General features: G+C 45.4%; 24 protein-coding genes. 14 read left to right on the top strand and 10 right to left on the bottom strand.

What is annotated here, in order from left to right:
- Positions 1-2: 2 nt before the first annotated feature.
- The 6 genes from lpdA to Q8L79_RS00335 all read left to right on the top strand — a co-directional run bounded on the left by lpdA (position 3) and on the right by Q8L79_RS00335 (position 5,482).
- Positions 3-1,460, top strand: a complete 1,458-nt coding sequence (gene lpdA, locus Q8L79_RS00360; RefSeq protein WP_305267029.1) for a dihydrolipoyl dehydrogenase — start codon at positions 3-5, stop codon at positions 1,458-1,460.
- A 423-nt stretch (positions 1,461-1,883) separates the two neighbouring features.
- Complete coding sequence (gene rimK / locus Q8L79_RS00355) at positions 1,884-2,828, top strand: 30S ribosomal protein S6--L-glutamate ligase (protein WP_305267028.1); 945 nt, start codon at positions 1,884-1,886, stop codon at positions 2,826-2,828.
- A 60-nt stretch (positions 2,829-2,888) separates the two neighbouring features.
- The gene (locus tag Q8L79_RS00350) at positions 2,889-3,059 is read left to right on the top strand and encodes a rubredoxin (RefSeq protein WP_305267026.1); all 171 of its coding nucleotides are present in this window, start codon (positions 2,889-2,891) and stop codon (positions 3,057-3,059) included.
- A 30-nt stretch (positions 3,060-3,089) separates the two neighbouring features.
- Entirely contained in the window at positions 3,090-3,824 is a 735-nt protein-coding gene (locus tag Q8L79_RS00345; protein WP_305267024.1) for a hypothetical protein, read from the top strand.
- Positions 3,825-3,877: 53 nt separating this feature from the next.
- Positions 3,878-5,053 (top strand): NnrS family protein, encoded by a 1,176-nt coding sequence (locus Q8L79_RS00340; RefSeq protein WP_305267022.1) that lies wholly within the window; start codon positions 3,878-3,880, stop codon positions 5,051-5,053.
- Positions 5,054-5,482, top strand: a complete 429-nt coding sequence (locus Q8L79_RS00335) for a DUF2721 domain-containing protein (RefSeq protein WP_305267020.1) — start codon at positions 5,054-5,056, stop codon at positions 5,480-5,482. It abuts the gene before it with no gap.
- A 5-nt stretch (positions 5,483-5,487) separates the two neighbouring features.
- On the opposite strand, the gene lpxK is transcribed toward Q8L79_RS00335, so the two are convergent.
- From lpxK to prmB, 6 genes are all read right to left on the bottom strand, one after another.
- Positions 5,488-6,492: a tetraacyldisaccharide 4'-kinase gene (lpxK, locus tag Q8L79_RS00330; RefSeq protein WP_305267018.1), complete on the bottom strand. Its 1,005-nt coding sequence runs from the start codon at positions 6,490-6,492 to the stop codon at positions 5,488-5,490.
- Between the two features lie 2 nt (positions 6,493-6,494).
- Complete coding sequence (locus Q8L79_RS00325) at positions 6,495-6,926, bottom strand: biopolymer transporter ExbD (protein WP_305267017.1); 432 nt, start codon at positions 6,924-6,926, stop codon at positions 6,495-6,497.
- Entirely contained in the window at positions 6,926-7,540 is a 615-nt protein-coding gene (locus Q8L79_RS00320; protein ID WP_305267015.1) for a MotA/TolQ/ExbB proton channel family protein, read from the bottom strand. Before Q8L79_RS00320 ends, Q8L79_RS00325 begins: the two co-directional genes overlap by 1 nt.
- 50 nt (positions 7,541-7,590) lie before the next feature.
- The gene (locus Q8L79_RS00315) at positions 7,591-8,766 is read right to left on the bottom strand and encodes an MFS transporter (protein WP_305267014.1); all 1,176 of its coding nucleotides are present in this window, start codon (positions 8,764-8,766) and stop codon (positions 7,591-7,593) included.
- Positions 8,767-8,910: 144 nt separating this feature from the next.
- A complete protein-coding gene (gene aroC, locus Q8L79_RS00310) occupies positions 8,911-9,999 on the bottom strand; it encodes a chorismate synthase (RefSeq protein ID WP_305267012.1) in 1,089 nt (362 codons plus the stop codon).
- A 2-nt stretch (positions 10,000-10,001) separates the two neighbouring features.
- Entirely contained in the window at positions 10,002-10,934 is a 933-nt protein-coding gene (gene prmB / locus Q8L79_RS00305; RefSeq protein WP_305267009.1) for a 50S ribosomal protein L3 N(5)-glutamine methyltransferase, read from the bottom strand.
- A 96-nt stretch (positions 10,935-11,030) separates the two neighbouring features.
- On the opposite strand from prmB, the gene Q8L79_RS00300 reads away from it, so the two are divergent.
- Positions 11,031-11,912: an HDOD domain-containing protein gene (locus tag Q8L79_RS00300; protein ID WP_305267008.1), complete on the top strand. Its 882-nt coding sequence runs from the start codon at positions 11,031-11,033 to the stop codon at positions 11,910-11,912.
- An 11-nt stretch (positions 11,913-11,923) separates the two neighbouring features.
- Positions 11,924-13,672 carry a flagellar hook-length control protein FliK gene (locus Q8L79_RS00295; protein ID WP_305267006.1) on the top strand — a complete coding sequence of 583 codons (1,749 nt, stop codon included), beginning with the start codon at positions 11,924-11,926 and terminating at the stop codon, positions 13,670-13,672.
- Positions 13,673-13,885: 213 nt separating this feature from the next.
- Here the strand turns inward: Q8L79_RS00295 and Q8L79_RS00290 are convergent, their stop codons facing one another.
- The 3 genes from Q8L79_RS00290 to Q8L79_RS00280 all read right to left on the bottom strand — a co-directional run bounded on the left by Q8L79_RS00290 (position 13,886) and on the right by Q8L79_RS00280 (position 16,925).
- Positions 13,886-14,176 carry an STAS-like domain-containing protein gene (locus tag Q8L79_RS00290; RefSeq protein WP_305267005.1) on the bottom strand — a complete coding sequence of 97 codons (291 nt, stop codon included), beginning with the start codon at positions 14,174-14,176 and terminating at the stop codon, positions 13,886-13,888.
- Positions 14,170-15,159 (bottom strand): hypothetical protein, encoded by a 990-nt coding sequence (locus Q8L79_RS00285; protein ID WP_305267004.1) that lies wholly within the window; start codon positions 15,157-15,159, stop codon positions 14,170-14,172. Before Q8L79_RS00285 ends, Q8L79_RS00290 begins: the two co-directional genes overlap by 7 nt.
- Before the next feature lie 185 nt (positions 15,160-15,344).
- Positions 15,345-16,925: a peptide chain release factor 3 gene (locus tag Q8L79_RS00280; RefSeq protein ID WP_370869841.1), complete on the bottom strand. Its 1,581-nt coding sequence runs from the start codon at positions 16,923-16,925 to the stop codon at positions 15,345-15,347.
- A gap of 562 nt (positions 16,926-17,487) precedes the next feature.
- Here Q8L79_RS00280 and Q8L79_RS00275 point away from each other — a divergent pair.
- Positions 17,488-17,769: a PilZ domain-containing protein gene (locus Q8L79_RS00275; RefSeq protein WP_305267001.1), complete on the top strand. Its 282-nt coding sequence runs from the start codon at positions 17,488-17,490 to the stop codon at positions 17,767-17,769.
- Positions 17,770-17,824: 55 nt separating this feature from the next.
- Here Q8L79_RS00275 and Q8L79_RS00270 read toward each other — a convergent pair whose 3' ends face one another.
- The gene (locus tag Q8L79_RS00270) at positions 17,825-18,766 is read right to left on the bottom strand and encodes a malate dehydrogenase (protein ID WP_305266999.1); all 942 of its coding nucleotides are present in this window, start codon (positions 18,764-18,766) and stop codon (positions 17,825-17,827) included.
- 533 nt (positions 18,767-19,299) lie between these two features.
- Here Q8L79_RS00270 and Q8L79_RS00265 point away from each other — a divergent pair.
- The 5 genes from Q8L79_RS00265 to Q8L79_RS00245 all read left to right on the top strand — a co-directional run.
- The gene (locus Q8L79_RS00265; RefSeq protein WP_305266998.1) at positions 19,300-20,139 is read left to right on the top strand and encodes a winged helix family transcriptional regulator; all 840 of its coding nucleotides are present in this window, start codon (positions 19,300-19,302) and stop codon (positions 20,137-20,139) included.
- A 72-nt stretch (positions 20,140-20,211) separates the two neighbouring features.
- Positions 20,212-21,153, top strand: coding sequence for a histone deacetylase family protein (locus Q8L79_RS00260; RefSeq protein WP_305266997.1), 942 nt, complete (start codon positions 20,212-20,214; stop codon positions 21,151-21,153).
- 396 nt (positions 21,154-21,549) lie between these two features.
- A complete protein-coding gene (locus Q8L79_RS00255; protein ID WP_305266995.1) occupies positions 21,550-23,193 on the top strand; it encodes an HD family phosphohydrolase in 1,644 nt (547 codons plus the stop codon).
- Positions 23,194-23,408: 215 nt separating this feature from the next.
- On the top strand, positions 23,409-25,574 hold the full coding sequence (locus Q8L79_RS00250; protein ID WP_305266993.1) for a CHASE2 domain-containing protein: 2,166 nt from the start codon (positions 23,409-23,411) through the stop codon (positions 25,572-25,574).
- 99 nt (positions 25,575-25,673) lie between these two features.
- The coding region (locus Q8L79_RS00245) for a hypothetical protein (protein WP_305266992.1) at positions 25,674-25,949 on the top strand (276 nt) is incomplete at its 3' end.

Here is a 25,949-nt window from a genome sequence, read left to right as displayed (position 1 = left end):
CTATGTCAAAAAAACAAGCAAAATCGTTTGACGTAATCGTTATCGGTGCAGGACCTGCCGGTTATTCCAGCGCTATCAGATGCGCCGAGCTAGGCTTAAGAACCGCCTGTGTCGATAACTGGCATGATGAAAAAGGCCGGAGCAATCTGGGAGGCACTTATCTCAACGCCGGTTGTGTTGCGTCCATCGCCCTGCTGGAATCAGCGAAAATTTATCAATCGATCACCCACAACCTGAAAGAACACGGCATCCAGGTCGAAGGTGTCTCTGTGGATATCGCGCAGATGATGCAGCGTAAAAACAATATTATTGACGCACTCAGCCGGCAAATCGCCGACTCATTTGCTCATTACAAAATCGACTGCATTCGGGCAGAGGCCAAGCTGCTCAATGAACGGCTGGTGGAAATCACGCCGACCGATCATTCCGCTGTATCGATAATCGAAGCCAAACATATTATCCTGGCCGCCGGCTCCTCCCCAATCGATTTACCCTGCGCACCGATTGATAATGAATTTATTATTGATTCTACTATGGCTTTGAATCTTAATGCGGTACCCAAGAGATTAGCTATTATCGGTGCGGGCATTATAGGACTTGAACTAGCAGGCATTTGGAACAGACTCGGCGCTGAAACCATTCTGCTGGAAGCGCAGGAATCGTTTTTAAGCATGGCCGACCAGCAAATTGCACGCGAGGCCTATCGTATCTACACTGAACAGGGACTGGAACTGCGCCTGGGTGCGCGGGTTATTTCTGCCAAAAAAGGCAGTAAAAAAGCCAGTCTTGAGCGTAGCCGAAAGGTCACCGTAGAATATCAGGATAGCGAAGGCACTCATGCCCTGCGTGTCGATAAGCTGATTGTTGCATCCGGTCGAAAACCCAATACTGAAAATCTGGCTGCCGCTGAAGCCAATTTACTGCTCGATGAAAACGGTTATGTCCACGTTGATGAGAACTGCCGCACCACCCTGCCCGGCGTTTATGCAATAGGCGACCTGACCTTGCTTGGCCCCATGATTGCCCATAAAGGCATAGAAGAAGGCCTGTTTGTTGCCGAACAAGTCGCGGGGCTTCACCATCCTGTCAATTACGACCTCCTGCCCAGCGTTGCTTTTACCGATCCTGAAATTGCCTGGGTAGGTCAAACCGAACAAGCCTTAAGGGCCATGGGCGAACCCATCAAAATCGGCACCTTTCCGTTAAAAGCCACTGCTCGCGCCCAAGCTGTAGGTCAAGCAGAGGGCATGGTTAAAATTATCGCACACGCCGAAACCGATGCCCTGCTCGGCATTCATATTATTGGCACACAAGCCTCCGAAATGATTGCCGAAGCCGTGCTGGCTATGGAGTTTTCCGCCAGTAGCGAAGACTTGGCCAGAACCATACACGCCCACCCTACCCTTGCCAAAGCCCTGCATGGCGCAGCACTTAGCCTTAAAAACAAAAGCAAACCTTAGCTCATCAAGCCGATACTGACGGCGACCATCCGGCGTTTTGACTGTTTGCTCTGCCAGCCCTCTGCAATAGCAAACCCAAGCCCGGTCCCTTGTGGCTATACCGTTCAGAATCGCCCAACTGATGAAATTCGTGATGATGGCCTGGGGCAACGTGTCCAGGACCTCCAACACGGCTTGGTCGCCGCCCTTGCGGCATAACACATTGTCATTCTTAAATTTAGCTCATAAGTGCAATCGATGACTGGATACGGCCTTTACCTTGTTTCGTCAGTATGTCCAATACTGCATTGATTATTCCCCTCTGTTTTTAAAGAGATTTTAATATACCCATCCGCTCTACGCCCCATTTCTGAAGCATCCTGCTTTATTTCGTGTCAAAATATGCCTTTACCTTAAATGTATAAATCGAGAACTTAAGTCTTTATGAAAATAGCTATTTTGTCCCGTAACCCCAAACTGTATTCGACCTCTCGATTGGTTAAAGCCGCAGAAGCACGGGGTCATAAGGTACGGGTTTTGGATGTATTGCGTTGCTATATGAATATTACCTCGCATAATCCTTCTATCCATTATCGGGGCGAAGACTTAACGGGATTCGATGCCGTTATTCCCAGAATTGGCGCTTCAGTCACTTTCTACGGGACTGCGGTATTGAGGCAGTTTGAAATGATGAATGTTTTTCCTTTGAATGAGTCTGTGGCCATATCACGGTCGCGCGATAAATTAAGGTCAACTCAGTTACTTGCCAGAAAAGGTATTGGCCTGCCGGTGACCGGTTTTGCTAATAATCCTGACGACATTGAGGATTTAATTGCTCAAGTCGGCGGCGCGCCGCTGGTGATTAAATTACTGGAAGGCACGCAAGGTATCGGTGTGGTCCTGGCAGAAACCCACAATGCCGCAGAGAGTGTTATTCAGGCTTTTATGGGACTCAAAGCCAATATCATGGTGCAGGAATTTATTAAGGAAGCCGGTGGCAGTGATATTCGCTGCTTTGTAGTAGACGGTAAAGTCGTTGCCGCGATGAAACGCCAGGCAACGGCAGGTGAGTTTCGTTCAAATTTACACCGCGGCGGCTCTGCAACTTTGGTGCGTTTAACGCCTGAAGAACGTTCTACTGCGGTGCGTGCTGCAAAAATCATGGGACTGAACGTGTGTGGGGTCGATATGCTGCGATCTAACCACGGTCCTGTCATTATGGAGGTTAACTCATCGCCCGGATTGCAAGGTATCGAAGTTGCCAGCGGCAAGGATATTGCGGATTTAATCATTCAATTTATTGAAAAACGTTTTGAGACGCTGGAAATTTCAAAAGACAAATCTCCTACCAATAGCAGCACAAGAACCCGTACTCGCGGTAAAGGTTAACTGTGCAACCGGTTTTCAACACGCGTAGACTACCCTTTCAATTATCTTAAGAGACAGAATATGTCGGATTTTAAAAAGTATCATTGTTTGGAATGCGAGCATATCTATGATGAAGCCAAAGGCGACCCTGACAGCGGTATTGCACCGGGCACCCGCTGGGCCGATATTCCCGATAGCTGGGATTGTCCGATATGCGGCGCGCCGAAAAGTTTTTTTAAGTTGCTGGAATAATCGAGCACTTTTGGACCATGGGCATCAAAAATGAAACATAGTCGTGCTTTTTACAATGCCTACATAGTTCCAGGTAAGAGCAGTGAGCAAGGAGCAATAGCTTTACCCCTCGACATACCCGCTAACAAAACCGCCAAGGCACTCATTTTAGCGCTGCTGTTTTTTTGTCCCTTTAACATATTCGCTGCCGATACCTGGAGCTATCATCAGAAAAGCGACCCATTAAGCAATCGAACCTATAGCTTTGCCCAGTCGCCTTTGCCGGCCCGCGGTCTTTACGACAATCTCAGACTGGAGATCGTTTGTAAGGACAATGCCTTGCAAGTGGTCATTGATGCCGATAAGTTGATCGCCTCGCAGGGTAGCGCCTTTGATTTTGAATATCAGATCGACAAAAATCCCCCTGTTACGATTCAAATGAAAACCTTTAAAGATTCAAAGCGAAAAGGCTATACGGAAGACTATGCCAAACGCATCGTCGATGACATATTGACCGGACAGTCCGTTTTTATCCGCGTTCATACCATGATACGCAAGATCCTGTCCGCCGCAATACCCTTAGAAAATGCCGGCGACCCCATTAAACACGTCGTTACCGATTGCGGCCTTAGCGTATCCGATAACGCAGCAAATGAATCCGCCTATAGCCTGGCCGAATTTGAACAGGACTTTGCCAAACTGCCTCCAGAGCAGCAACAGCAAGTATTGCATAAAATAAAAAAAATCATCCTGGAAACACAAAGGGCTCTTTCAAGAGAGAAATGAGTATAATTAACGGCATTCTCGAACGCTGAGCTGAACTGGCTGGAAACATAGCAATGAAATCACAACCTATTTTTGATTACCCTCTTTTTGCACTTGGATTTAGAGCCTTTTTTGCCTTGGCAGGCCTCGCAGCACTGATTCTGATTGTGTTTTGGAATGCCATATTCAACGGCACATTAACGTCGGAACATTATTATCCCAATAACTACTGGCATGCACACGAAATGCTGTTGGGTTATGCCGTAGCCGTCATTGCAGGTTTTTTATTGACGGCAGTTAAAAACTGGACAGGAAAACCGACTGTGACTGGCGACCAATTGGCAAGCCTGTGCCTGTTATGGCTTTATGGACGTATCCTGCCGTTTTATGCAGGCGTGCTGCCTGATGCCTTGATTGCACTGGTGGATTTTTCATTTTTACCCGTCTTGACTTATCAAGTCAGCAAGCCAATCATTCAGGCAAAACAGTTTAAAAATCTATTTTTTATCGGGTTGTTACTGCTGTTGGCCTTGGGTAATGGCTTGATCCATGCTGAAATGTTGGGTCTGCAAGAAAACACTGCAACAATAGGAATCCAACTGGTCGTTGCAACAATTATCATCTTAATACTGATTATCGCCGGGCGCGTTTTTCCTTTTTTTACCGAACGCGGCATACCGGGAACGCTGATTATCAGAAGCCCGTTACTGGATAGCTTGTCTGTAGCATCAGCCGTCATCGTATTTGCCCTGCAAATAGCCGGCATTTCAGGAACCTTGCTGGCCTTGGCGGCGCTTGCTGCTGTTATCGTGAATATCGCCAGACTAGCCGGCTGGTATGTGCAACGCGTCATGTACGTACCGATGTTATGGGTGCTTTATGCCGGTTACGGGTGGGTCATTCTGGGTTTTATGCTGACTGTGTTATCGGCCTATTCTGTAGTAATGCCTTCGTTGGCGCTGCATGCTTTTACGCTGGGAGGCATCGGCGTATTAACACTGGGCATGATGGCGAGGGTATCGCTAGGCCATACCGGCCGTGCGCTGAAGGCTTCCAATGCGATAGCTATCGCGTTTGTGCTGATTAATGTCGCCGCATTGTTTCGGGTTTTATTACCGATAGCGATGCCGGGCTGGTACGAAAATTTAATCTATGTATCGACACTTTGCTGGCTGGCGGCATTCTCCTTATTCGTCTTTGTTTATGCCCCCATATTAACCAGCGCAAGAATTGACGGCCAGGACGGCTAAGTGTTGTCCAAACTGGATGGCATTGTTGAACTGATAACCAGTTCCCTGGTTTTATTTTCCAGTATCGGTATTTTCGTACTGACCTTAAACGCCCGTTATACCCATGCTATCGGACGTGTCAGAGACATTTACACTGAGCTAAAAACCAGCAACGAAGCAGAAAAGCTGGAAAAGGAACTCAATGCGATGGTGTACCGCTGTCAAGTACTCAAGTGGAGTTTCGGCCTGCTTTTATGTAGTGCGATAAGCAGCGGCGTATTTATGCTGGGGTCAATAACGTTACGTTTTACCGATCAAATCAGCACTGAAATTCTGATTCTATTTGTGGTGTTCAGCGTGTTATTTATATTCAGCTCAATGGTTTGCCTGTTTATCGATGTGCTGGCTTCTTTAAGAGCAACCATGATTCATATTGAAAGAGCCAAGTAAGCGTTTTATTTCGCCGTTTTTGTTTTTTCTCGTAACAGGTTTAATAATTGCTCCGAAAAACCAGTTTCAGGAATAGCTTTTACGGGAATATACCAATGTTGGCTGGTTGCAAACGTCATACATTTTACCGCGTCTTTCTCGGTCATCAAGACCGGCTCGGAACCTGGAAACAAGATGTCGCCAAGCTGGAATTTATAGTGATCCGGGAAGCTATGGCTTTTACAGGTCAAACCGGCTGACTCAAGCAGTTTAAAAAACCGGTCGGGATTGCCTATGCCGGCCAAAGCATGACAGCCGGTGCCGATAAATTCCTGCAATGACTTTTGCTCTCCGGTGGTTAAATTAACCGCAGTGTTTCCAGTGATTTGCATCGAAAACTCGTTATCTTCCGTTTTCTCTCCGTTCACCACGATAAAATCGACGCTCTGTAATCTTTCTATGGGTTCGCGCAAGGGACCTGCCGGTAGACAGTAGCTGTTACCAAAACGCCTTTCGCCGTCAATTACGGCAATTTCAATATCCCTGTTCAGCGCGTAATGCTGCAAACCATCGTCGGATAGAATGACATTACAGTCCGACTTTTCAAGCAGCAGCTTCGCGGCATCCACCCGCAACGGGCTTACGGCCATTGGACAGGCGGTTTGCTTGGCGATCAACATGGCTTCATCGCCGACATGTTCCGCTGTGCTGTTTGCATCGACCCATTGCGGCCATGATTCGGCTTGTCCGCCGTAGCCTCTGCTGATAATGCCGGGCTTAAAACCCTCGCTTTTAAGCAACTCGGCCAGCCAGATAATCAACGGCGTTTTGCCTGTGCCGCCCACGGTAATATTGCCTATCACGATAACCGGAACCGGCAGAGTGTGTTTTTTTAACACGCCGACACGGTACAGGAATTTTCTGAATTTAACGAAATCGCTGAATAAAAAACCCAACGGCATAAGCCACACGCCAATAAACGGGTCTTTATACCAGATATCCACCAGCCATCGGGATAAGGTTTTTTTCATAATTATTCGGCAGGATGCAGGGTTGCAAAGGTGATGCGACTGAATCCCACTTGACCGGCAATATCCAGCGCCGTCATGACCGCTTTGTTAGGCGTTTTGTCATCGGCATTGATAATAAAAGGGACATCCTTTGAATTTACCGCAAGTGCACTCAGTTCCTGTTTTAAGCCCGCCCTGCTTTGGTCGATTAATTGATGAGGCAAGCCGTCATCGCCGACCAAGGCGTAAATGCCGTTTGCATCAATCACCAGTGAGACTGTTTTGGGATGCTCCTCAGCTGCTGACCCTTCCGCCTCAGGAAGCTTGATATTAACTTCCGTTTGCCGGTTAAACGTGGTCGTCACCATGAAAAAAATCAGCAGTAAAAAAACAACATCTATCATCGGCGTTATCGATATGTCGATTTTCTCCTTTTTTTTGCGTTGAAAATTCATCACGCCTCCTCGCGGTTTCCATGCAAAACATCGATCAGTTTTACGGCTTCCTCTTCCATGCTGACCACGTATTCATCGACCAATCTTTCAAAATAACGATGAAAAATCAAACTGGGAATGGCAACCGTCAATCCCGCCGCCGTAGTAATCAGAGCTACCGAAATACCGCCTGCCAGAACGCCGGGATTACCAACGCCATGCTCCATTAACGATGAAAAAACATCAATCATGCCGAACACGGTTCCAAGCAAGCCCAGCAACGGAGTTATTAATGCGATAGTACCCAAGGTGTTAAGAAAACGTTCTAAATCATGCACGACCGACCGGCCCGCTTCTTCGACGCATTCTTTCATGAATTTTCTGCCGTGATGGCTGTTGGCAAGACCTGCCGCCAAAATACAACCGAGAGGGGAGCTGTTTTTCAAATGGCGCAAGGTGACATCATCCAACTTCTTTTCACGGGATAATCGCCATACCTGAGGCACCAGATCCGGCGGTAAAATCCTCTTTCTTCGTAATGACCAGAAACGCTCAACAACGATGCCCATGGCGCCGATTGAACACAGTATGATTGGCAGCATCAGCCAGCCGCCGTTTTTTATGATTTCAAACACATTATTTCCCAAATATTTGCAGACCGAGTTAGCACAACCTGTGCCCCATTTTAACCTAATACAGCCTTATCCTGAGAACTTTCCCGTCCAACCCAGATATAGGCAATAATAAAAGCAATACTACAAAATACTGCCGCCATTGAATAGACGAACTCCGCACCCAACGACTCCCAATAATAACCGCTATAGTAGCTGCCCAGCATTCCGCCCAGACCAAAACCTAAACTGGCGTAGAGCGCTTGGCCTTTACCCTGATGCCGGTCGCCAAAATACTGATGGACTAAGTGAATAGCGGCGACATGCACGCCTGCAAACGTTGCCGCATGTAATAGTTGGGCAAAGACCAATACCCAAAAATAGTCGATGCACCAGCCAATGATCAACCAGCGAATGATCGACAACAGACTGCTGGTCAATAAAATTGACCGCAGGGAAAAGCGTTTCAACACACGGCGCATGTAAATAAATAAAACGATCTCGGCAAAAACACCCAGCGCCCAAAGAAATCCGGTCAGACTTGCCGAGTACTGATAATGTTTCAGATAGATCGAATAAAAAACGTAATACGGTGCATGGGCGAACTGCAGCAACATACTAGCCAGCAGAAACGCGACGACTTCCGGTCTTTTTATGATTTGCAGGATACCGATACCGTCAGTCTCGTGATGGGGCGCCTGAGTCGCCGGCGTCATCAAGCTGACCAGCCATATCAACGTCATCCATGCGGTAACCACTGCCGGGATCATGTCGGTCGACAGGTAATCCAATAACCGGCCTACACCCAGCACCGCAACAATAAAACCGATAGATCCCCACAGTCTTATCCGGCTGTAGCGATGCTCCTGGTGTTTTAAATGATATAAGGTTACCGCTTCGAATTGCGGCAACGTGGAGTTCCAAAAAATGCCAAAGGCAATCGTTAGCCAGGCAAACCAGGAATAACCGTGAATAATTATAAAACCGGCAAAGAGTAAAGCGGTTAAAAAAGAAGTTATGCGGATGATGCGTAAGTTTTTCCCGGTATGATCGGCAACCCAGCCGCATAGCATCGGCGCAACAATTCTTGTGCCGCCTAGCAGCGCAAAAAGTTCGCCGATTTGAACAGGATTAAATCCGCTTTCTTTTAAATAGAGGCTCCAGTAAGGGAGAAAAGTCCCTACTGTGGCGAAATAAAAGAAGTAAAAGCCTGACAGTCGCCAGTATGGGATAGGCATTGAATTATTCATCTTCGCTAGTTCCCACGCGTTGCGTGGGAATGTCTGGTGGACGGCGTTGCGTTCCATGCTTTTGCCATCTACGTTTCGAATATTATGCGTTACTAGTGACGCAACCGTGGGAACGAGGAAGTGCTTCCTGTCTTTTCCGGTAGATTAGCGCAAAACAGGCAATCCCGATTGCACGTTGATGTTTTGCGCCCGATGACGCAGCAAATGATCCATGATAACTATCGCCATCATCGCTTCGGCAATCGGCGTTGCGCGTATGCCTACGCAGGGATCGTGACGGCCTTCGGTGACCACATTAATAGCCTCGCCTTGCAGGTTGATGCTTCTGCCCGGCAGGCGCAGGCTGGAGGTTGGTTTTAAAGCGATACTGGCAGTGATATGTTGGCCGCTGGAAATGCCGCCCAAAATACCGCCGGCATGATTGCTTAAAAAACCGTCCGGAGTGATTTCATCGCGAAACTTTGTACCTTTGCTGTTGACGCAATCGAAACCGTCGCCAATTTCTACGCCTTTTACCGCATTAATGCTCATCAAAGCATGAGCCAAGTCAGCATCAAGACGGTCAAAAACAGGCTCGCCCAACCCCGGCGGGACGTTGGTTGCGACCACCTCTATTCTAGCTCCGATGGATTCGCCTTCCTTGCGTAGCGCATCCATATAAGCTTCCATTTCAGCCACTTTATCGGCATCCGGGCAGAAAAAAGGATTGCTGTCGATAATCGCCCAGTCGACTTTCTCGATTTTTATCGGCCCCAGTTGCGATAGATAACCGCGTATTTCTATGCCCGCCTGTTCCTTGAGGTATTTTTTGGCAATGCCGCCCGCCGCAACACGCATGGCCGTTTCGCGAGCGGATGAGCGCCCCCCTCCGCGATAATCCCGGATACCGTATTTATGCTGATAGGTATAGTCCGCATGACCGGGCCTGAAGGTATCGGCGATCTTGGAATAATCTTTGGAGCGTTGATCGGTATTTTCAATCAACAGTCCAATCGACGTACCGGTGGTTTTGCCTTCAAATACGCCGGACAGGATTTTGACTTCATCGGCTTCACGCCGTTGGGTGGTGTGTCGTGAAGTGCCGGGCTTTCTGCGATCCAGATCTTCTTGTAAATCGGCTTCGGTCAAGGCCATTCCCGGAGGACAGCCATCAACGATACAACCTATGGCAGGGCCGTGACTTTCGCCAAATGAAGTAACGGTAAATAATTTTCCTATTGAGTTTCCAGACATATCTAATCTAAAGCCGTTAAAAATAATTCGTTATATTGACTAACCTGTTCAGCCGTCAGCAAAAACACGCCATCGCCGCCACGCTCAAAATTCAGCCAGTAAAAAGGCACATCGGGGAAAGCGTTTTGCAACGTTTCGGCGCTGCTGCCCACTTCCACAACCAGAATCCCCTGCTCCGCCAGATATTGATCGGCATCGACCAGAATACGTAAAACAATATCCAGCCCTGAGTGTCCGCCTTTAAAGCCCATATCAGGCTCGGCGCGAAATTCTGCGGGCAACTGCTCCCATTCTTCAAGGCACACGTAAGGCGGGTTGCTGACGATGATGTCATAACGAGTGCCGGGCAGTTCTTTAAACAAATCCGACTGGTAAAGCGTCACCGCGTCGGCCAGTTGATGCTTGGCGACATTCAACTCGGCCACGGCCAGCGCATCCGCCGATAGATCCACCGCATCGACATCGGCATCGGCAAAGGCATAAGCGCAGGCTATGGCGATGCAGGCGCTGCCGGTACACAAATCCAGAATGCGGCCGACCTGCTCTTCATTCACCCAAGGCGCAAAACGCTGTTCGATTAATTCGGCAATCGGCGATCTCGGCACCAACACCCGCTCGTCAACATAAAATGACAGCCCCGCAAAAATGGCTTCATGCGTTAAGTAAGCGGCCGGTACGCGTTCGTTGATGCGTCTGTCGATCATATCGATTACAGCCTGGCGTTCAGTCAGCGTTAAAACGCTTTGCAGATACGCATCGGCCAGATTATAGGGCTGATGAAGGGTATGCAAAACCAGAGCTGCCGCTTCATCCAGTGCAGTTGTAGTGCCATGACCGAAACTCACTTCGGCCTCGGTAAATCGGCTGGCGGCCCAGCGAATATAGTCACGAATAGTTGATAAAGTTGTTAAAACTTCAGATGGCGTTGTTTTCATTGCTGTACAAAGTAAGATAGCTGCACTACGGTTCGACGAATAGATAGATTTTAAACTAAACTTTGCGAGCTTGTTTGAATATTAAATAGACATAACATGAGCCAAACCACTAACAACCTTAGCAATATCAGCGCAAGTTTGGCTAAAAACAAACTTTTAACGGACTGTTATCGGCATATGCAATCCGATGATCTGATGCTGCCGACCATCCCGGATGTGGCTTTTAAAATTCGCCGCGCCATTAACGATGATAAATCCAGCACCTCCTCAATAGCCCGCATAGTCCAAATTGATCCGTCAATTACCGCCAAACTGATACAAATCGCCAACAGCCCTTTGTATATGAGTCGAAAAAAGATTGAAAGCTGCCCCGAAGCGTTGACCCGATTGGGATTAAAAACGGCCCAGGACATTATTACTGCGTTTGCGATGAAATCGGTATTTAACGCCAAGTCCCCCGTTATTCGTCAGAAAATGGCGGAATTATGGACGCACAGCAGTTACATTGCCTCCATCAGCGCCGTTTTCGCCCATAAAATTCCAGGCTTTGATCCGGACCGGGCCATGCTGGCCGGACTGATCCATGATATTGGCATCGTCCCCATTTTGACTTATGCCGATAACCATCCCGATATTCTTGCTAATCCAAAAGACCTTGTAGAAACGGTAAAGGAACTAAGAGCAGACATTGGCGTGCAAATTATTCGTCACTGGGATTTTCCTGAGGATTTTGAGGATGTGGTGATTAATGCCGAAAATTGGTTTCGCAACAACAAGAATCCAGCCAATTACGCAGACATTGTAATGATCTCGCAATTGCACAGTTTTATCGGCAAAGTTGATATAAAAAAAATACCCAAAATAGATGACCTGCCTGCTTATAAAAAACTGGCCGGACATTTGAATGCAAACGACAGCATTAATATATTGGACACTGCCAAAGATGAGATCGAGCATATTCAAAAAATGTTGGCTTAAGATATTATTCAATGGATATTAACTCGCCAATAAACACTCAGTCCCTGTCAGCCTCTAACAGGCTGTTGGAAAACACTTTAAGCCTGAAAGTCGGTCAACAACTTGACGTAAAAGTGATTAACGCCGATATACAAGCGGCTAAAAACGCTATTGCCTTATCATTGGGCGGCAAGAGCGTCACCGTACAAAGCAACCAGCCTATTACCCTAAACTCTGGGCAGGACTTAAAAATCCAGGTCACCCAGGTCGCTCCAGTGATTGAATTTAAAGTTCTTGAGCCGTTACCCGAACTAAAAAACCCAGCCATTGAATTGCGCTTAAAGTTAATACCGACTGCCAGGGATGGCGGGAGTGCCGCAAGCGGCAGGGAACCGATGCGTCCAACCGCCAAGGATGCTGGAAACGTCGCAACCGGTCGACTGACAGTCACTGAGAAACAGGATAACGCCGCCTCCCCATCGTCCGTAAAGCAGCTTTTGGACGCAAAGATAATCAGTATTATCGGCAATAAAATTCAGCTACAGATTTTCAATCCATCGACAGCGAATACCGGCAATAAACAAGTTACTGTTATCACTATTGATCGAACTCAACTGACCAATGCACCGTCGGATTTAAAAACCGGGCAAAGCCTGAATCTGGAAATCATAAAAGCTGGAACCACGCCGGAATTTAAAATTAGCCCTGCCGCCAATAACATTCCTGAAGCAAAAATAGCCGAATTTACAAAGCAGTTTCTACCGCGACATGAAGCTTCGCCCATCTTTTTAAATCAGTTAATAAAGGATTTGCCGCAGCTAATGAAGAACGAAAGCGTTCCTCAAGTTTTGAAGGATATTGCCGCAAAAATAGTTCAGAATCTGCCGCCAAAAGAGCAGTTGATTACTAGCCAGGGCCTTAAGCTGGCAATTACCAATTCGGGGCTGTTTCTCGAAGCCAAACTGCCGGCTCAAGCCGAATTAATTAAAGAACTACCCCAGCTGATAAAAAATGAAAGCGTACCTCAATCATTGCAACGCATAGCCGCTGAAATATTACAGAATTTGACGCAAAAAGAACCCTTGCTTAACGGACCGGGTGCTAATCCGAAGCCTGTTCATGGAGCCGAGTTGCTACCTTCAAAGTTAAATCCGGATGATGGCATCAATGTAGTGCCCAAAGCAGGCGCTTTAGCCGATACCGGACTGGTTGCCGAGGATTTTAAAGCCAATTTGCTTAAATTCATTCAAGCTTTAAAGCAGGAAATTACCCATCAAGGCGAACAGCCATTAAATCAAGTCGATCTCGACCTGCTCAAGAATCTGCAACATAAAACCGAAAACACCGTTGCCAAACTGGTATTGGATCAATTGATGTCCCTGCCCAAGGAAGACAACCCAAAACAGCTATGGATTATCGATATTCCTTTTATTGACCGGCAACAGGCGGAATCGGTTCGGATTGAAGTGCAGCAGGACAAGGAAAACAAACAGCAATCCGGCAACGGCGACTGGTCGGTTAATATCACCATTACGCCGCCGGGACTGGGTACCATTCATTGCATCGTTTCCTACCGGAACGATGTTATCAATACCTTTTTCAAAAGCCAAAACATGCAAACAACTGAACTCATCAAACACAACCTTGATTACCTGAAAAACCAGCTTGAAGAATCAGGATTAAAAACGGGGCACATGGACGCCCACGACGGCGCTCAAAAAACGCAAGCGGCGCATCCGCATCAACTGACAGGGAAAAAACTGTTTGATGATAATGCGTAGGTAGGTTGGTTAACGGTTTTATCGTTAACCAACATCGTAACCCAAAAAGTTGATTGTCAAATAGCAGACAACTCAACTGCCATCATAGCTGCGAGTCAGCTACGGCAGATTTCGACCCATTGTGGTCATTGGGTGGGCAATGCTTTTTTACCCACCGTTTAGAGGGATAGCTATAATACCGCGTGAACACAAAACGTGTGCCCGCCCTACTGGCTAAGTCTTTTGATTCTTGACAACAAAATCGAAGCGACTTTTTATTAGCTCGTTAATGCGTTTTGTAGAATCAGTAATACGCAAATATGTCCTTATTTTTTCGAAAGTTAATTCTTCAAGTAATCTTATAAATGCTGCATTTATAAAAGCCGAAGGTACGGAACTAATTCCTTCAAAGGAGATAGTTACGGGTCTATCGTGCTTTATTTCGAATAATATTTTTTTGAAAATTACCTCCCCATCTTCATAAGTTGATGCGTTTGGTACATAATCTAAAATACGAATTACCATTCAAATACCTCCTCTTTTGTGTCTTCGGTAAATTGCTTAAGAGTATCTGTACGTAACCCAACTTTTACAAGCGTTCCAGGATAAGCAATATCATGTTGAGTTTGAGTTGCAATAATTTCTGGACTGAAAATCTTTCCTTTATTTTTATTTGCAAAAACACGAGCCTTTCCAGAGATAATTAAAACAGTGCCACTATTACGCAGAGTGATATATTTCATTAAATTTGGGAGTCCAGCGCCGCGATTTCTAACATTACTTTGTGTAGTGAAACCTTCTTCACATGCTTTACACAAAGCGTCAGAGTCAAAGCTTATGCTCGGCACTTTTGTTTTGACTAACTTAGGAATACCAACTCCAAAATCTGATATTACTATTTGAATTTCATTTCTATTTTTAGCGTACTGTGCGAAAACATAACCCACCTTTTCGCCCGAATGATCTCGAATATTATGAAATATTTCTTCAATTGCTGATCGAAGTGTTGATAAAGAATCTTCGGGCAGGTTAACTTCTCGCTCAACCCATGGAATTAAATCGAAATACAGGTATCCCATTGCATCATCGCTAGAAACTAGCTGGGGATTTTTGTAACAATAATGTTTCTGATTCGACTTGATTCTTTTTTGTGGATATTTTCTCTTAGGTTGGTATTTTTCTTTAAGATGGTGCTTAAAGAACCCATTCTGATCAAGAAATAAGTTAGCTTCACTTTGTATTTCAAAACCTTCAAAGATCACATCAACATTGATTTTATCAAAATGATCAATAAGATTACTTAAAACTACTACGCCAACAGGCTCAATAGATACCAATGTAGAAAAATTAAAATAAATTTTTTTGCATTTTGTTTTGCGTTGTTCATTAATTGTATCGTCAATAAACCTAAGCATTGTATTTTCATTGAAAGAGGCTGGTAACTCAGGTCTTACTTTCTCAAGTCTGACTTTCTCTTTGCGACGAAAGATTTTTTTTATCCATGTCATAATAAAGTTATTCGTCCATTGGTTGTTGATTAATCATTCAGTGCCCGAAATCCAGTAATTCTGAATGTCGCAAATTGGCCGAACTACGTCATTCGCGAAAGCCCAAGTTCTCCCTACCAGTTGAATATATTTTGAACCGTAAAGCCGATCGGGTCTGAATTCGTGCAACCCGGACCCGATCAATTCTACAATTCCCGCGTCGCGCTGAATTTAATATCCGGCCAGCGCTCTTCGGTCAGTTGCAGGTTGACTCGGCTATTAGCAACGTAAACCAGGTAACCGCCGCCGTCTTCGGCCAGGTTATCAAAAGCTTTGTTCCTGAACTCTTCCAGCTTGGCCGGTTTGTCTGAACTTACCCAACGCACGGCTGAGATGGGGATGGCGTCATAAACGCATTCAACGTTGTATTCGCTTTTAAGCCTGAACGCAGTGACGTCAAACTGCAAGACACCGACCGCGCCCAGAATTAGGTCGTTGTTTTTTAACGGTCTGAACAGCTGAGTCGCGCCTTCTTCGGTCAACTGCACTAGTCCTTTTTGCAGAGCTTTGGCTCTTAACGGGTCTTTTAACACCACGCGGCGGAATAACTCCGGCGCAAAATAAGGAATGCCGCCGTATTTAAGCGTTTCGCCCTGGGTAAAGGTATCGCCAACCTGGATGGTGCCGTGGTTATGCAGGCCGATGATGTCGCCGGGATACGCTTCTTCGACGCTTTTTCGGGTGTCGGCCTGGAAGGTAATGGCGTTGGCAACCTGAATGTTTTTTCCGATACGCACATGATGAACCTTCATGCCCTTGTCGAATTTACCGGAACACACTCTTAAAAAGGCAATCCGGTCTCTGTGAGACGGGTCCATGTTGGCCTGAACTTTAAACACAAAGCCGGTAAACGCCGGCTCATCCGGCAACACCGTGCGCTGCTCTGCCTCTCTGGGTCTGGGTGCCGGCGCATATTCAGCGAACGCATCCAGCAATTCAATGATCCCGAAATTGTTGATGGCTGAGCCGAAAAAAACCGGCGTTAGCTTGCCCGCCAAATAGTCTTCAAGATCGAATTCATGGCTGGCGCCCTTGACCAAATCAATTTCCTCCCTGAGTTCTTCGGCCTGATCGTCCAGCAGCTCATCCAGCTTTGGATTATTCAAGCCTTTGATGATTTCAGCTTGGGCAATCTTGCCGCCATGTTGGGCGCTGAACAGGTGTATTTCATCTTTATACAGATGATAAACACCCTTAAAGCGTTTGCCCATGCCGATAGGCCAGGTCATCGGCGCACATTTGATGTTCAGGATATTCTCGACCTCGTCCATCAATTCGATAGGTTCGCGCCCTTCCCTGTCCAGTTTGTTGATAAAGGTCAGAATCGGCGTGGTACGCAGGCGGCACACTTCCATCAGGTTGATGGTGCGGTCTTCAACACCTTTGGCAACGTCGATTACCATCAGTGCCGAATCGACCGCGGTCAAGGTGCGGTAGGTATCCTCGGAAAAATCCTCATGGCCTGGGGTATCGAGCAGGTTAATAATGCAGTCTTTATGCTCGAACTGCATCACCGAGGTGGTTACCGAAATGCCCCGCTCCTTTTCCATTTCCATCCAGTCGGAAGTCGCATGACGCGCCGCTTTTCGGCCTTTCACCGAACCTGCCAGCTGAATCGCGCCTCCGAACAGCAATAGTTTTTCGGTGATGGTGGTTTTTCCCGCGTCAGGATGGGAGATGATAGCAAAAGTTCTACGACGCTTGGTTTCAGAGCTTATTTCAGTAATCGACATGTTTTATGCAAAAAATAGGTACGCACACGGTACACAACAAAAAGACTACCCATTTGTTAATGGGGGACGAATGGACGATTGAAGGCTTTTATCAATAGTATAAAACCCTGTTGGTGAGCGGCATTATCGGTAAATCTAACTAAACGTGGGCAAGGCGTTTTAAAAATACCGAGATCGCTTCAACTGACTGATTTTACCTAATTCACATAAAATAAGTAAGCCTCAGACTCATTCAGTACTGAATGAGTCTGCTTGAGCATCTTCCGGCAGGTCTAGCAGCTTCACCTGCTAGGTAACAGTGCTTATTGATTGAGTCCCTCGTATTTTCTATCCTATAGACACGTGTACCGCCCCATCCGTTTTTACAGCCGATGTCTTTTCGATTGGTTGCGATATCAATTTAACTATATAAACTTTAAATAATATAATGGTAACTAAACATCTATTATCCGCAGAAATTTTGAAATAGGTTCCTTCCTGCATAATTGCAAAGGCATACCGATTCCCTATATTAATCTGCCACCATGCCCAACAAATCATCCACATGGAACAAGATATGAATCATAGCAAAGAAAATCGATTAGCCGGCCGATATCCTACATTTTGTACCGTTGAACTTGATTCAGGTACGGGCGTAACACGCAATCTGAGTACTATTGGGGTTTGTTTTACTACGGATAATGCGGTCGAGCCGAATTCAATGCTGCGATGCTTCATTCTCAAGCAAAAAATGGGCAAAAACATGACCCGTCTTCGCTGTGAAGGCAGGGTGGTGCGCGCAAATAAATCAGCAGATGGCTGGGAGGTCGCCCTTAACTTCACGACATTAGAATGGTAATTGTAGGGCTTATTTGATGGACTCAGTACGTCACTTGCAATAAAAGCCGCATTGATCAAATATCGATGCGGCTGTCATCTACCAAGTCGGGTATCAATGAAACAATAGCATTTTTGATAGCAGTGGCCGCAGTTCGCAGGACTTGCTGTTCGCTGTCGTCCAACTCAGGGTGTAAATGACGGATAATGCCGCTGCGTCCTACTACCACCGGGATGCTAAAGCAGTTATCTTGAATGCCCATCCAGTCGTCAAACCGCGTAACGAGCGGCATGGTGCGGTATTCGTCGAAAACCACAGCCTCAATAACCATGCATGTCGCAGTGGCGATAGCGTGATTTGTATAACCTTTGAGACGATAAACCTCAAAACCGGCCTCGGTAACCTGTGCAAATAACTGTCGGTGAATTGGCGTGTCGCCGATGCTCTCCCCTCCCGCTTCTGCACTGCTCAATATAGGTAATTGATTGGAACCGTGCTCACCCAGAATATAGGCTCGAAGATCGTCAGGATGAATATGTTCTTCCTGTGAAAGTAAGGCACGAAATCGGGCGGAATCCACCAGCGTCCCAACGCCTATCACCCGATTGGAGGCAAAACCGGATAATTTACACGCAGCATAAGTCATTACATCGACCGGATTGGTGACGATAACAAACACGGCGTTGGGATTATTGACAGCCAGTATTGGAATCAATTCCCTGAACAGCAGTGTATTTTTCTCGCCCAATTGCAGACGAGAAGTCAAAACCTGCCCATCAGGCGCAACCGATGCGGTGATTACAACAATATCGGCATCCTTTACCTGCTCATTGGTACAGCTCTCAATACGCATAGGCCTTGAGCAAAAAGCCAACGTGTGTTGCAAATCCAGAGCATCGCCCCGGGCTTTTTCATAAGTACGCCCGGCAATCACCAGATGATCACAAATCTGTTTTATTACCAAGGCATAAGCAAGAGTCGAGCCGACACGACCGGTTCCGATGATGGCAATTTTCATAAGTTAGGTGACTATCCGTTTTTTAATAAGACATTAAGTTGATTGTAACGAGTTGTGACAGCTTTATTTTAGATAACACCAGCAATAATATTTTTGTCGATTTTTTTGATTGCTCGTCACAACCATTGAAAACGCCACTCAGTTTCAAGTCTATATTGATATGGCTAACCCTAACAAAGCAACTGCATAAACAAAATACGTAAAAATACATACCAATCGTCGAAAGTTTAGCCGGTAATAACATGGTTTTTAAACAGCCGATTAGAAATCAATATGGCTGATCCAAACCGCCATTAATTATCAAATAATTCTGGATTAAAATAAGCGAATTCTTGGATACGTGCTATTACTAATGGAGCTAAGTATCCTTGTGTATTAACTCGTGATTGTGATAATGTTAATTATAACTTGCTAATTTATTGTAACTTTTAAATATTTAAGACTTTTATTTTATCGTTTGCAAATAAATTATTTTGTTGTTGCCCTCCAGGCCCAGTGTCTGTTCACTTTAATGGATTTTACGAGGACTCATAATGAATACAGATTTTCGGATTGGACTGATTAGCGATGATCCCTATCATCTGGGGTTATTGAAAGGGTATTGTCATGCAAATCGTTATAAGGTTTTTGAATCCACTGCCGACAAGGAATCTATTAATAAAATGATTCAGATGCAGCCAAATATAGTTATTCTTACTGCGGGACCGACACAAGATCAAGCTCAAAAAATTAACTTCGACTTGATCCGTGACATGAGTATTAATCATCAAATTCCAGTATGTTATTTACGTGACGTTAATAACGCTTCCAATGTAGCAAAAGAAGCAATTCGCTGGGTAGATACAACTTTAGATACGCCTCTTGATGTCAATCAACTGAAAGATTATCTGCATAACAAATTCAAGCTCCGTCATCGATTTACTCAAGAAAAAAGAAATTATGAAAGGCGAGCCGCTAATGATCGCAGACTGCTGTGGCTTCAGCAGCAAAATGCGGCTATCTGCAACAATCAGCCGTCTAATAATCTGGCCAATAATGACAACTGCTTTACGGTAGAACCTTTTCAAATCGATCAACGTTCCAAATCCGTCCTGTTTAACGGGAAGTTATTGAATCTGACCCGTAAAGAATTTGAACTTTTTGAGTTATTGGCGAAAGATATTGATCGCGTATTTATGACCCATGAAATTATCAACCATCTCTGGCCTGAAAATAACCGGGCAACCAAATCGGATCTTTATCAGTACATGCATCTATTAAGAAAAAAGATTGAAGACGACCCTAACAACCCGCAATGGATTTTGACTGTAAAAGGTTTTGGATACAAACTGAATGTGGCTGTACCTGTTAAAATAAGCTCGCCAGGCATTTAGCGAATCACCTTATTAATTGCGGCAACTCCCGATAATATCGTTTTTTACTATCAGACTCTAAAGTGAAACTTTGTGAAGACATTTTATTATAGTCACCCTGATTTTCTTTTTCATGAAACAGGTGTTGGACACCCTGAATGCGCTGACCGACTCAGGAGTATAGAAAAAGCATTGGCCGCACCGGAGTTCTCAGGTTTAATCCGCCAATCACCGCCACTCGGTACAGAAGAGCAAATTCGACTGGTTCATCCCCAATTTCATATTGATGCCATTCTTGAAGCTATTCCCACACAAGGCGAGCACTATCTGGATCATGATACAGTGCTGTCGCCTGGATCAAGACAAGCCGCTTTTCGCGCGGTTGGCGCTGTTTGCGATGCAGTTGATAAAGTCTTGACCGGCAAAGCCGACAATGCATTCTGCGCCATACGTCCACCGGGTCATCATGCAGAACCCCAGCTGGCAATGGGATTTTGCCTATTTAATAATATAGCGATTGCGGCTAATTATGCGCGTCAACATTTCCAGCTAGAACGTATCGCCATTGTTGACTTTGATGTCCATCATGGTAACGGCACACAGGCGGCTTTTTACAATCAGCCTAATGTGCTTTATGCATCCAGCCATGAAATGCCGCATTACCCCGGCACCGGACATCCTGCAGAAACCGGTGTCGGCAATATTATCAATGTGCCGCTGGCTGCGGGTGATTCCGGCATTGAATTCCGGCAAAAATACAACAACCTTATTTTGCCCGCACTGAAAAAGTTCAAACCTGATTTATTGCTGATTTCAGCCGGTTTCGATGCCCATAAGGATGATCCGTTAGCCTCCATCATGCTGGTTGAAGATGATTTCAAATGGATTACTCAGGAGTTAATGAGCATTGCTGACAGTTGTTGCAAGGGCCGGATTATTTCAGCCTTAGAAGGAGGCTATAATCTTAACGCGTTAGCTGCCAGTGTTGCTATTCATGTTAAGACATTAATGACTGGCTTCAATGATATTGAATAGCCGATATTTTTAACAAATTAAGTCATTAAACTCTTATGTTAATTCCAGATATGTTCAACTCGATAGCGACCCAATAAGTCCCATTGTCCCTGCACAACAGCAGTTAGATCAATCCAAGTTTGTAGCGAAAAATTTATTTATATTTTTGGCATAACTTGCCTGGCATCAAGTATTAATTCCCAATATCTTCCGCAAATTACTTAACTTCCGTTCTCCTGTAAAAGCGTCGTAAAACGCTTGCCTATTTGACGCAGCATTAAAGGCCAGCCGTCGTTAATTCATTAAATTTAATCAGCTTATCAACTTAAAGCAGATAATCGACAATCTATTTTTGCGTCGTCAACTTACATGGACTATAGTTAAATAAATACTTTCTAAAATCGCAGTACTTAGTACATGACTACGCAAAAAAATATCCCCCCGTTTAAAAAAACCGCCTCTATTGATAACGAACTTTCTGCCGATTTACAAAAAATCATCAGTCAAGTTGAAAAGTTAACTGACATCGGTATTGCGCTTTCCTCTGAAAAAGATACTGCGCAATTATTGGAAAAAATTTTGCTGGGAGCAAAATCCATTACCAACTCAGATGGAGGAACAATATACCGGGTTGATGGTAACGCCATTAGAATAGAAATCATCCGTTCCGATAGTCTTGGTATTTTTTTAGGAGGAGGAGGAAATCCCATTAGTATTCCGAATATTCCCCTGTATGGAGAAAATGGGGAACCCAACCTCAAGAATGTCGTCTGTTATTCGTATCACAACAATAAAACCATCAACATTGACGATGCCTACGATGCCGTTAATTTCGATTTTGCCGGTACCAAGGCATTCGATAAAAAAAATAATTATCGCTCAAAATCTTTCCTTTCCATTCCCCTGACCAATCACCAAGGTGAGATCATCGGCATCCTGCAACTGATTAATGCCATTGATCCTGAAACCAAAGAAATCATCAAGTTCGATTCAGTCTCTCAACGTTTTGCCGAAGCCTTGGCTTCACAAGCGGCAACCGTATTAACAAAACAACAGCTTATTACCGACCTGGAAAACATGTTTGAGTCACTGGTCAAATTAATAGCGACTGCGGTTGATGAAAAATCGCCTTATACCGGCGGACATTGTCGTCGCGTCCCGGAGTTGACCTTAATGCTGGCAGAAGCGGCAAGCGATACTACCCATGGCTATTTGCAGGATTTTAAACTTAGCGACGCAGATCATTACGAACTCACTATCGCAAGTTGGTTACACGACTGCGGCAAGATCATCACGCCCGAATATGTCATTGACAAGGCAACAAAGCTGGAAGCTATTTTTGACCGTATTCATTTGGTGGAAGCCCGCTTTGAAGTATTAAAACGCGATCAGGAGATCGCTCTGCTTAAACAGCAAATTGCTGAATTGCAAAACAAGAAAGCGCCGTCCCCCGAACCGGAACAAACTTACCAAGCCAATATTGCCCAACTGGACGATGACTTGGCATTTATCCGCCGCTGCAATACCGGAGGAGAAGCAATGTTGGATGAAGACATTGTCCGTCTTAAATCGTTACAAAAGCTTACATGGTCACCCAACAATGACAGCGTCCCGTTATTAAGCGATGAAGAGGTTTACAATTTGAGTATATTCCGAGGCACGTTGACCTCGGAGGAACGAAAAATCATCAATAATCATATTAACGTTACTATTGCCATGCTGGAAGCCATTAAATTCCCCAAACACTTACAAAACGTCGTCGAATATGCCGGCGGCCATCATGAACGCATGGACGGCAAAGGGTACCCAAAAGGACTTAACCGAGAACAAATGTCCATTCCGGCACGGGTAATGGCCATAGCCGATGTCTTTGAAGCATTAACAGCAAAAGACCGGCCTTACAAATCAGGAAAAAAACTTTCTGACGCTTTGTTTATCTTAAAGAAAATGAAAGAAGAAAAGCATATTGACCCCGATCTGTATGATGCATTTATTGAACATAAAATCTATAAAAAATATGCTGAAAAGTTTCTGGATGCTTACCAAATTGACGTTGATTAAATAGATAAGAAAAAATATTACCGCAGTGAAGGCAACGTTATACGCAAAGGAACGCCAACAAAACTTTGCGAAACTCTATATGGCTTGGCGGTTAAATATTTCCCATTCCCCACGCCTCACTCATCCTGATCAACTTGGCTTCTTTGATGAAATTCAGTAATAAATGGCTTAAATTTTATCGTTTTCTGGCATGTGCTTTAATCACGCTGTTATTCATGGCTCACACTGCACACTGGCTACATATTCCAACCCTGCAGCGCATGGAAAATATTTTATATGACTTGCGCTTGCGGACAACGGTTCTCAACTCCGTCGATCCACGCATTGTCATTATCGATATAGATGAGGAAAGCCTTGCCAAAGAAGGCCGCTGGCCCTGGCGCAGGGATAAACTGGCCTATTTGGTCGATATGCTGTTTGATTATTACAACGTCAAGTTACTGGGTTTCGACGTGGTCTTTTCCGAGCCTGATACCAGCGCGGGAGTTGAATTGCTGGAAAAAATGGCATCCGGCCCTTTGCAAAAGAATGCCGATTTTTTATCGACTCTGGAAACGATGCGTCCGCAACTGTCTTACGATGACATGTTTGCCAAAAGTATCGAAAACAGGCCTGTAGTTTTGGGTTATTTCGCCAGCCATATAACCGAAAAAACTCCGGAAGTGGGCATATTGCCAGCGTCCTTGGCGGCAGCAGATGGCTTACCTTTCAGTCCTTTATTGTTCAACGGACAAAGCTATGCCGCTAACCTGCCTAAACTGCAAACAGCGGCTATGGCAGGTGGTTTTTTTAACAATCCCAACGTCGATGAAGATGGTGTTTATCGAAGACTGCCACTGTTAATCAATTATAATCATCAGCTTTATGAAGCATTGTCGCTGGCATTATTCAGAGCCTTGTTGGGCATGCCGGAGGTTAAATTTATTACCGGCGAGGGTTATGGCAAAAATAATATCGATAGCCATCTGGAAGGCCTGGACATTGAAAGCTTTCATATTCCGGTCGATCAGAGCAGCACCCTTTTGGTGCCCTATCGCGGCAGACAGGGCAGTTTTCCCTATATTTCAGCTACCGATGTGCTTAATGGTGTAGCCGACGTAGAGAAATTGAAAGACAAAATTGTTATTGTCGGCACGTCGGCGGCGGGATTGCTCGATTTACGGGTAACTCCGGTACAAAACGTCTATGCAGGCGTTGAGGTACATGCCAATATTCTCAGCGGATTACTCGATCAAACCATTAAATCCAGACCCAGTTATATCCTGGCGGTTGAATTGGGTGAGTTACTATGGGTCTGCCTGCTGGCTATCTTTGTATTTCCCCGCTTACCCGTATTTTTATCCGCGCTTATATTCGGTGTATTGCTTATTGCCGGAATAGCATTCAATTTTTACTGTTGGGCGATGTGGAACATCGATACTGTACTGGCAAGCCCCATCACCTTATTGACTTTACTGTACGGCATCCAGATATTTTTCGGTTTTTTCTTTGAAAGCCGCAAGAAAAAACAAATGGGCAACATGTTCGGCCAATATATTCCGCCCGAATTAGTCGAACAAATGAGCCAATCGGATGAAGAATTTTCATTAAAAGGCGAAAGCCGGGAAATGACCGTATTATTTTCCGATGTCAGGGGCTTTACCACCATCTCTGAAGGCATGGAACCTCAGGAACTGTGTGAACTGATTAACGATATCTTAACACCGGTAACCCGCGTCATACATGAACACAAAGGTACTATCGACAAATATATCGGCGATGCCATCATGGCGTTTTGGGGCGCTCCGATGCATAACCCGCAACATGCCACCTACGCAGTAAGAGCCGGTCTTGCAATCTTGCAAGCTTTAACGACCATTCAAAAAGATTTTAAAGCCAAAGGCTGGCCGGAAGTTGACATTGGCATAGGCCTTAATACCGGCAAAATGAGTGTAGGCAATATGGGATCGCAATTTCGCATTGCCTACACAATCATGGGCGATGCAGTCAATTTAGGCTCACGCTTGGAAGGACTCACCAAACAATATGGGGTAAAAATGATTGTCAGTGAAAGCACCCTTATGGCGGCTCCGGAGTTCACCTATCGGGAACTGGACAAAGTACGCGTCAAGGGCAAGCACAAACCTATTACCATTTATGAACCGTTGGGCGTAACAGAGGATATCAGTGCCGGGCAATTGCAGATTCTCGACTTATTGAACCAGGGCCTGCACAGTTATCGACAACAACAATGGGTAGCCGCACAAATCGTTTTCGAGCAATTAGCTGAGCAGTATCCACATGATAAGTTGTACCCAATTTATCTTGACCGGATAGCCTACTATCTTGAATCGCCGCCTGAAAGCGACTGGGATGGCGCGTTTACCCACACCAGTAAGTAACATTTTGACAATTGGCTCGCATTTTTCACTGATAACCTTAAGGAATTGGGTTAGCCGCCGATATAATGTAATCAAATAATTACAATTAAAGTGCGCTTTATGACCATGAAAACCTATCGGAAAAAACAGTCCGCGCACCGGCAGTCATTGTTTGGCGCAAACCAGCCGCTGCGTCGCGCACTTCATCTGGCTGTTTTAACGATACTCTACCCTTCTTTTTCTTATGCCAACCCCGACGGCGCGCAAATCATAAGCGGGCAAGTCAGCATTGATACCGCCACGCCGGGCGTGACCGTCGTCACCAACAGCCCCAATGCGATTATCAACTGGCAAAACTTCAGCATCGCTCAAAACGAACTCACCCGGTTCATTCAG

It is taken from the genome of Methylobacter sp., assembly GCF_030680395.1.
Classification (GTDB): Bacteria; Pseudomonadota; Gammaproteobacteria; order Methylococcales; family Methylomonadaceae; genus Methylobacter_A.
Note: the sequence above shows the minus strand (reverse complement) of the source record. Positions and strands in the feature narration are given on the sequence as shown.

Coding starts and splice junctions, on each gene's coding strand:
- lpdA (WP_305267029.1), top strand. CDS start 3: ATGTCAAAAAAACAAGCAAAATCGTTTGACGTAATCGTTATCGGTGCA.
- rimK (WP_305267028.1), top strand. CDS start 1,884: ATGAAAATAGCTATTTTGTCCCGTAACCCCAAACTGTATTCGACCTCT.
- Q8L79_RS00350 (WP_305267026.1), top strand. CDS start 2,889: ATGTCGGATTTTAAAAAGTATCATTGTTTGGAATGCGAGCATATCTAT.
- Q8L79_RS00345 (WP_305267024.1), top strand. CDS start 3,090: ATGAAACATAGTCGTGCTTTTTACAATGCCTACATAGTTCCAGGTAAG.
- Q8L79_RS00340 (WP_305267022.1), top strand. CDS start 3,878: ATGAAATCACAACCTATTTTTGATTACCCTCTTTTTGCACTTGGATTT.
- lpxK (WP_305267018.1), bottom strand. CDS start 6,492: ATGAAAAAAACCTTATCCCGATGGCTGGTGGATATCTGGTATAAAGAC.
- Q8L79_RS00325 (WP_305267017.1), bottom strand. CDS start 6,926: ATGAATTTTCAACGCAAAAAAAAGGAGAAAATCGACATATCGATAACG.
- Q8L79_RS00315 (WP_305267014.1), bottom strand. CDS start 8,766: ATGAATAATTCAATGCCTATCCCATACTGGCGACTGTCAGGCTTTTAC.
- aroC (WP_305267012.1), bottom strand. CDS start 9,999: ATGTCTGGAAACTCAATAGGAAAATTATTTACCGTTACTTCATTTGGC.
- prmB (WP_305267009.1), bottom strand. CDS start 10,934: ATGAAAACAACGCCATCTGAAGTTTTAACAACTTTATCAACTATTCGT.
- Q8L79_RS00300 (WP_305267008.1), top strand. CDS start 11,031: ATGAGCCAAACCACTAACAACCTTAGCAATATCAGCGCAAGTTTGGCT.
- Q8L79_RS00295 (WP_305267006.1), top strand. CDS start 11,924: ATGGATATTAACTCGCCAATAAACACTCAGTCCCTGTCAGCCTCTAAC.
- Q8L79_RS00290 (WP_305267005.1), bottom strand. CDS start 14,176: ATGGTAATTCGTATTTTAGATTATGTACCAAACGCATCAACTTATGAA.
- Q8L79_RS00285 (WP_305267004.1), bottom strand. CDS start 15,159: ATGACATGGATAAAAAAAATCTTTCGTCGCAAAGAGAAAGTCAGACTT.
- Q8L79_RS00275 (WP_305267001.1), top strand. CDS start 17,488: ATGAATCATAGCAAAGAAAATCGATTAGCCGGCCGATATCCTACATTT.
- Q8L79_RS00270 (WP_305266999.1), bottom strand. CDS start 18,766: ATGAAAATTGCCATCATCGGAACCGGTCGTGTCGGCTCGACTCTTGCT.
- Q8L79_RS00265 (WP_305266998.1), top strand. CDS start 19,300: ATGAATACAGATTTTCGGATTGGACTGATTAGCGATGATCCCTATCAT.
- Q8L79_RS00255 (WP_305266995.1), top strand. CDS start 21,550: ATGACTACGCAAAAAAATATCCCCCCGTTTAAAAAAACCGCCTCTATT.
- Q8L79_RS00250 (WP_305266993.1), top strand. CDS start 23,409: ATGGCTCACACTGCACACTGGCTACATATTCCAACCCTGCAGCGCATG.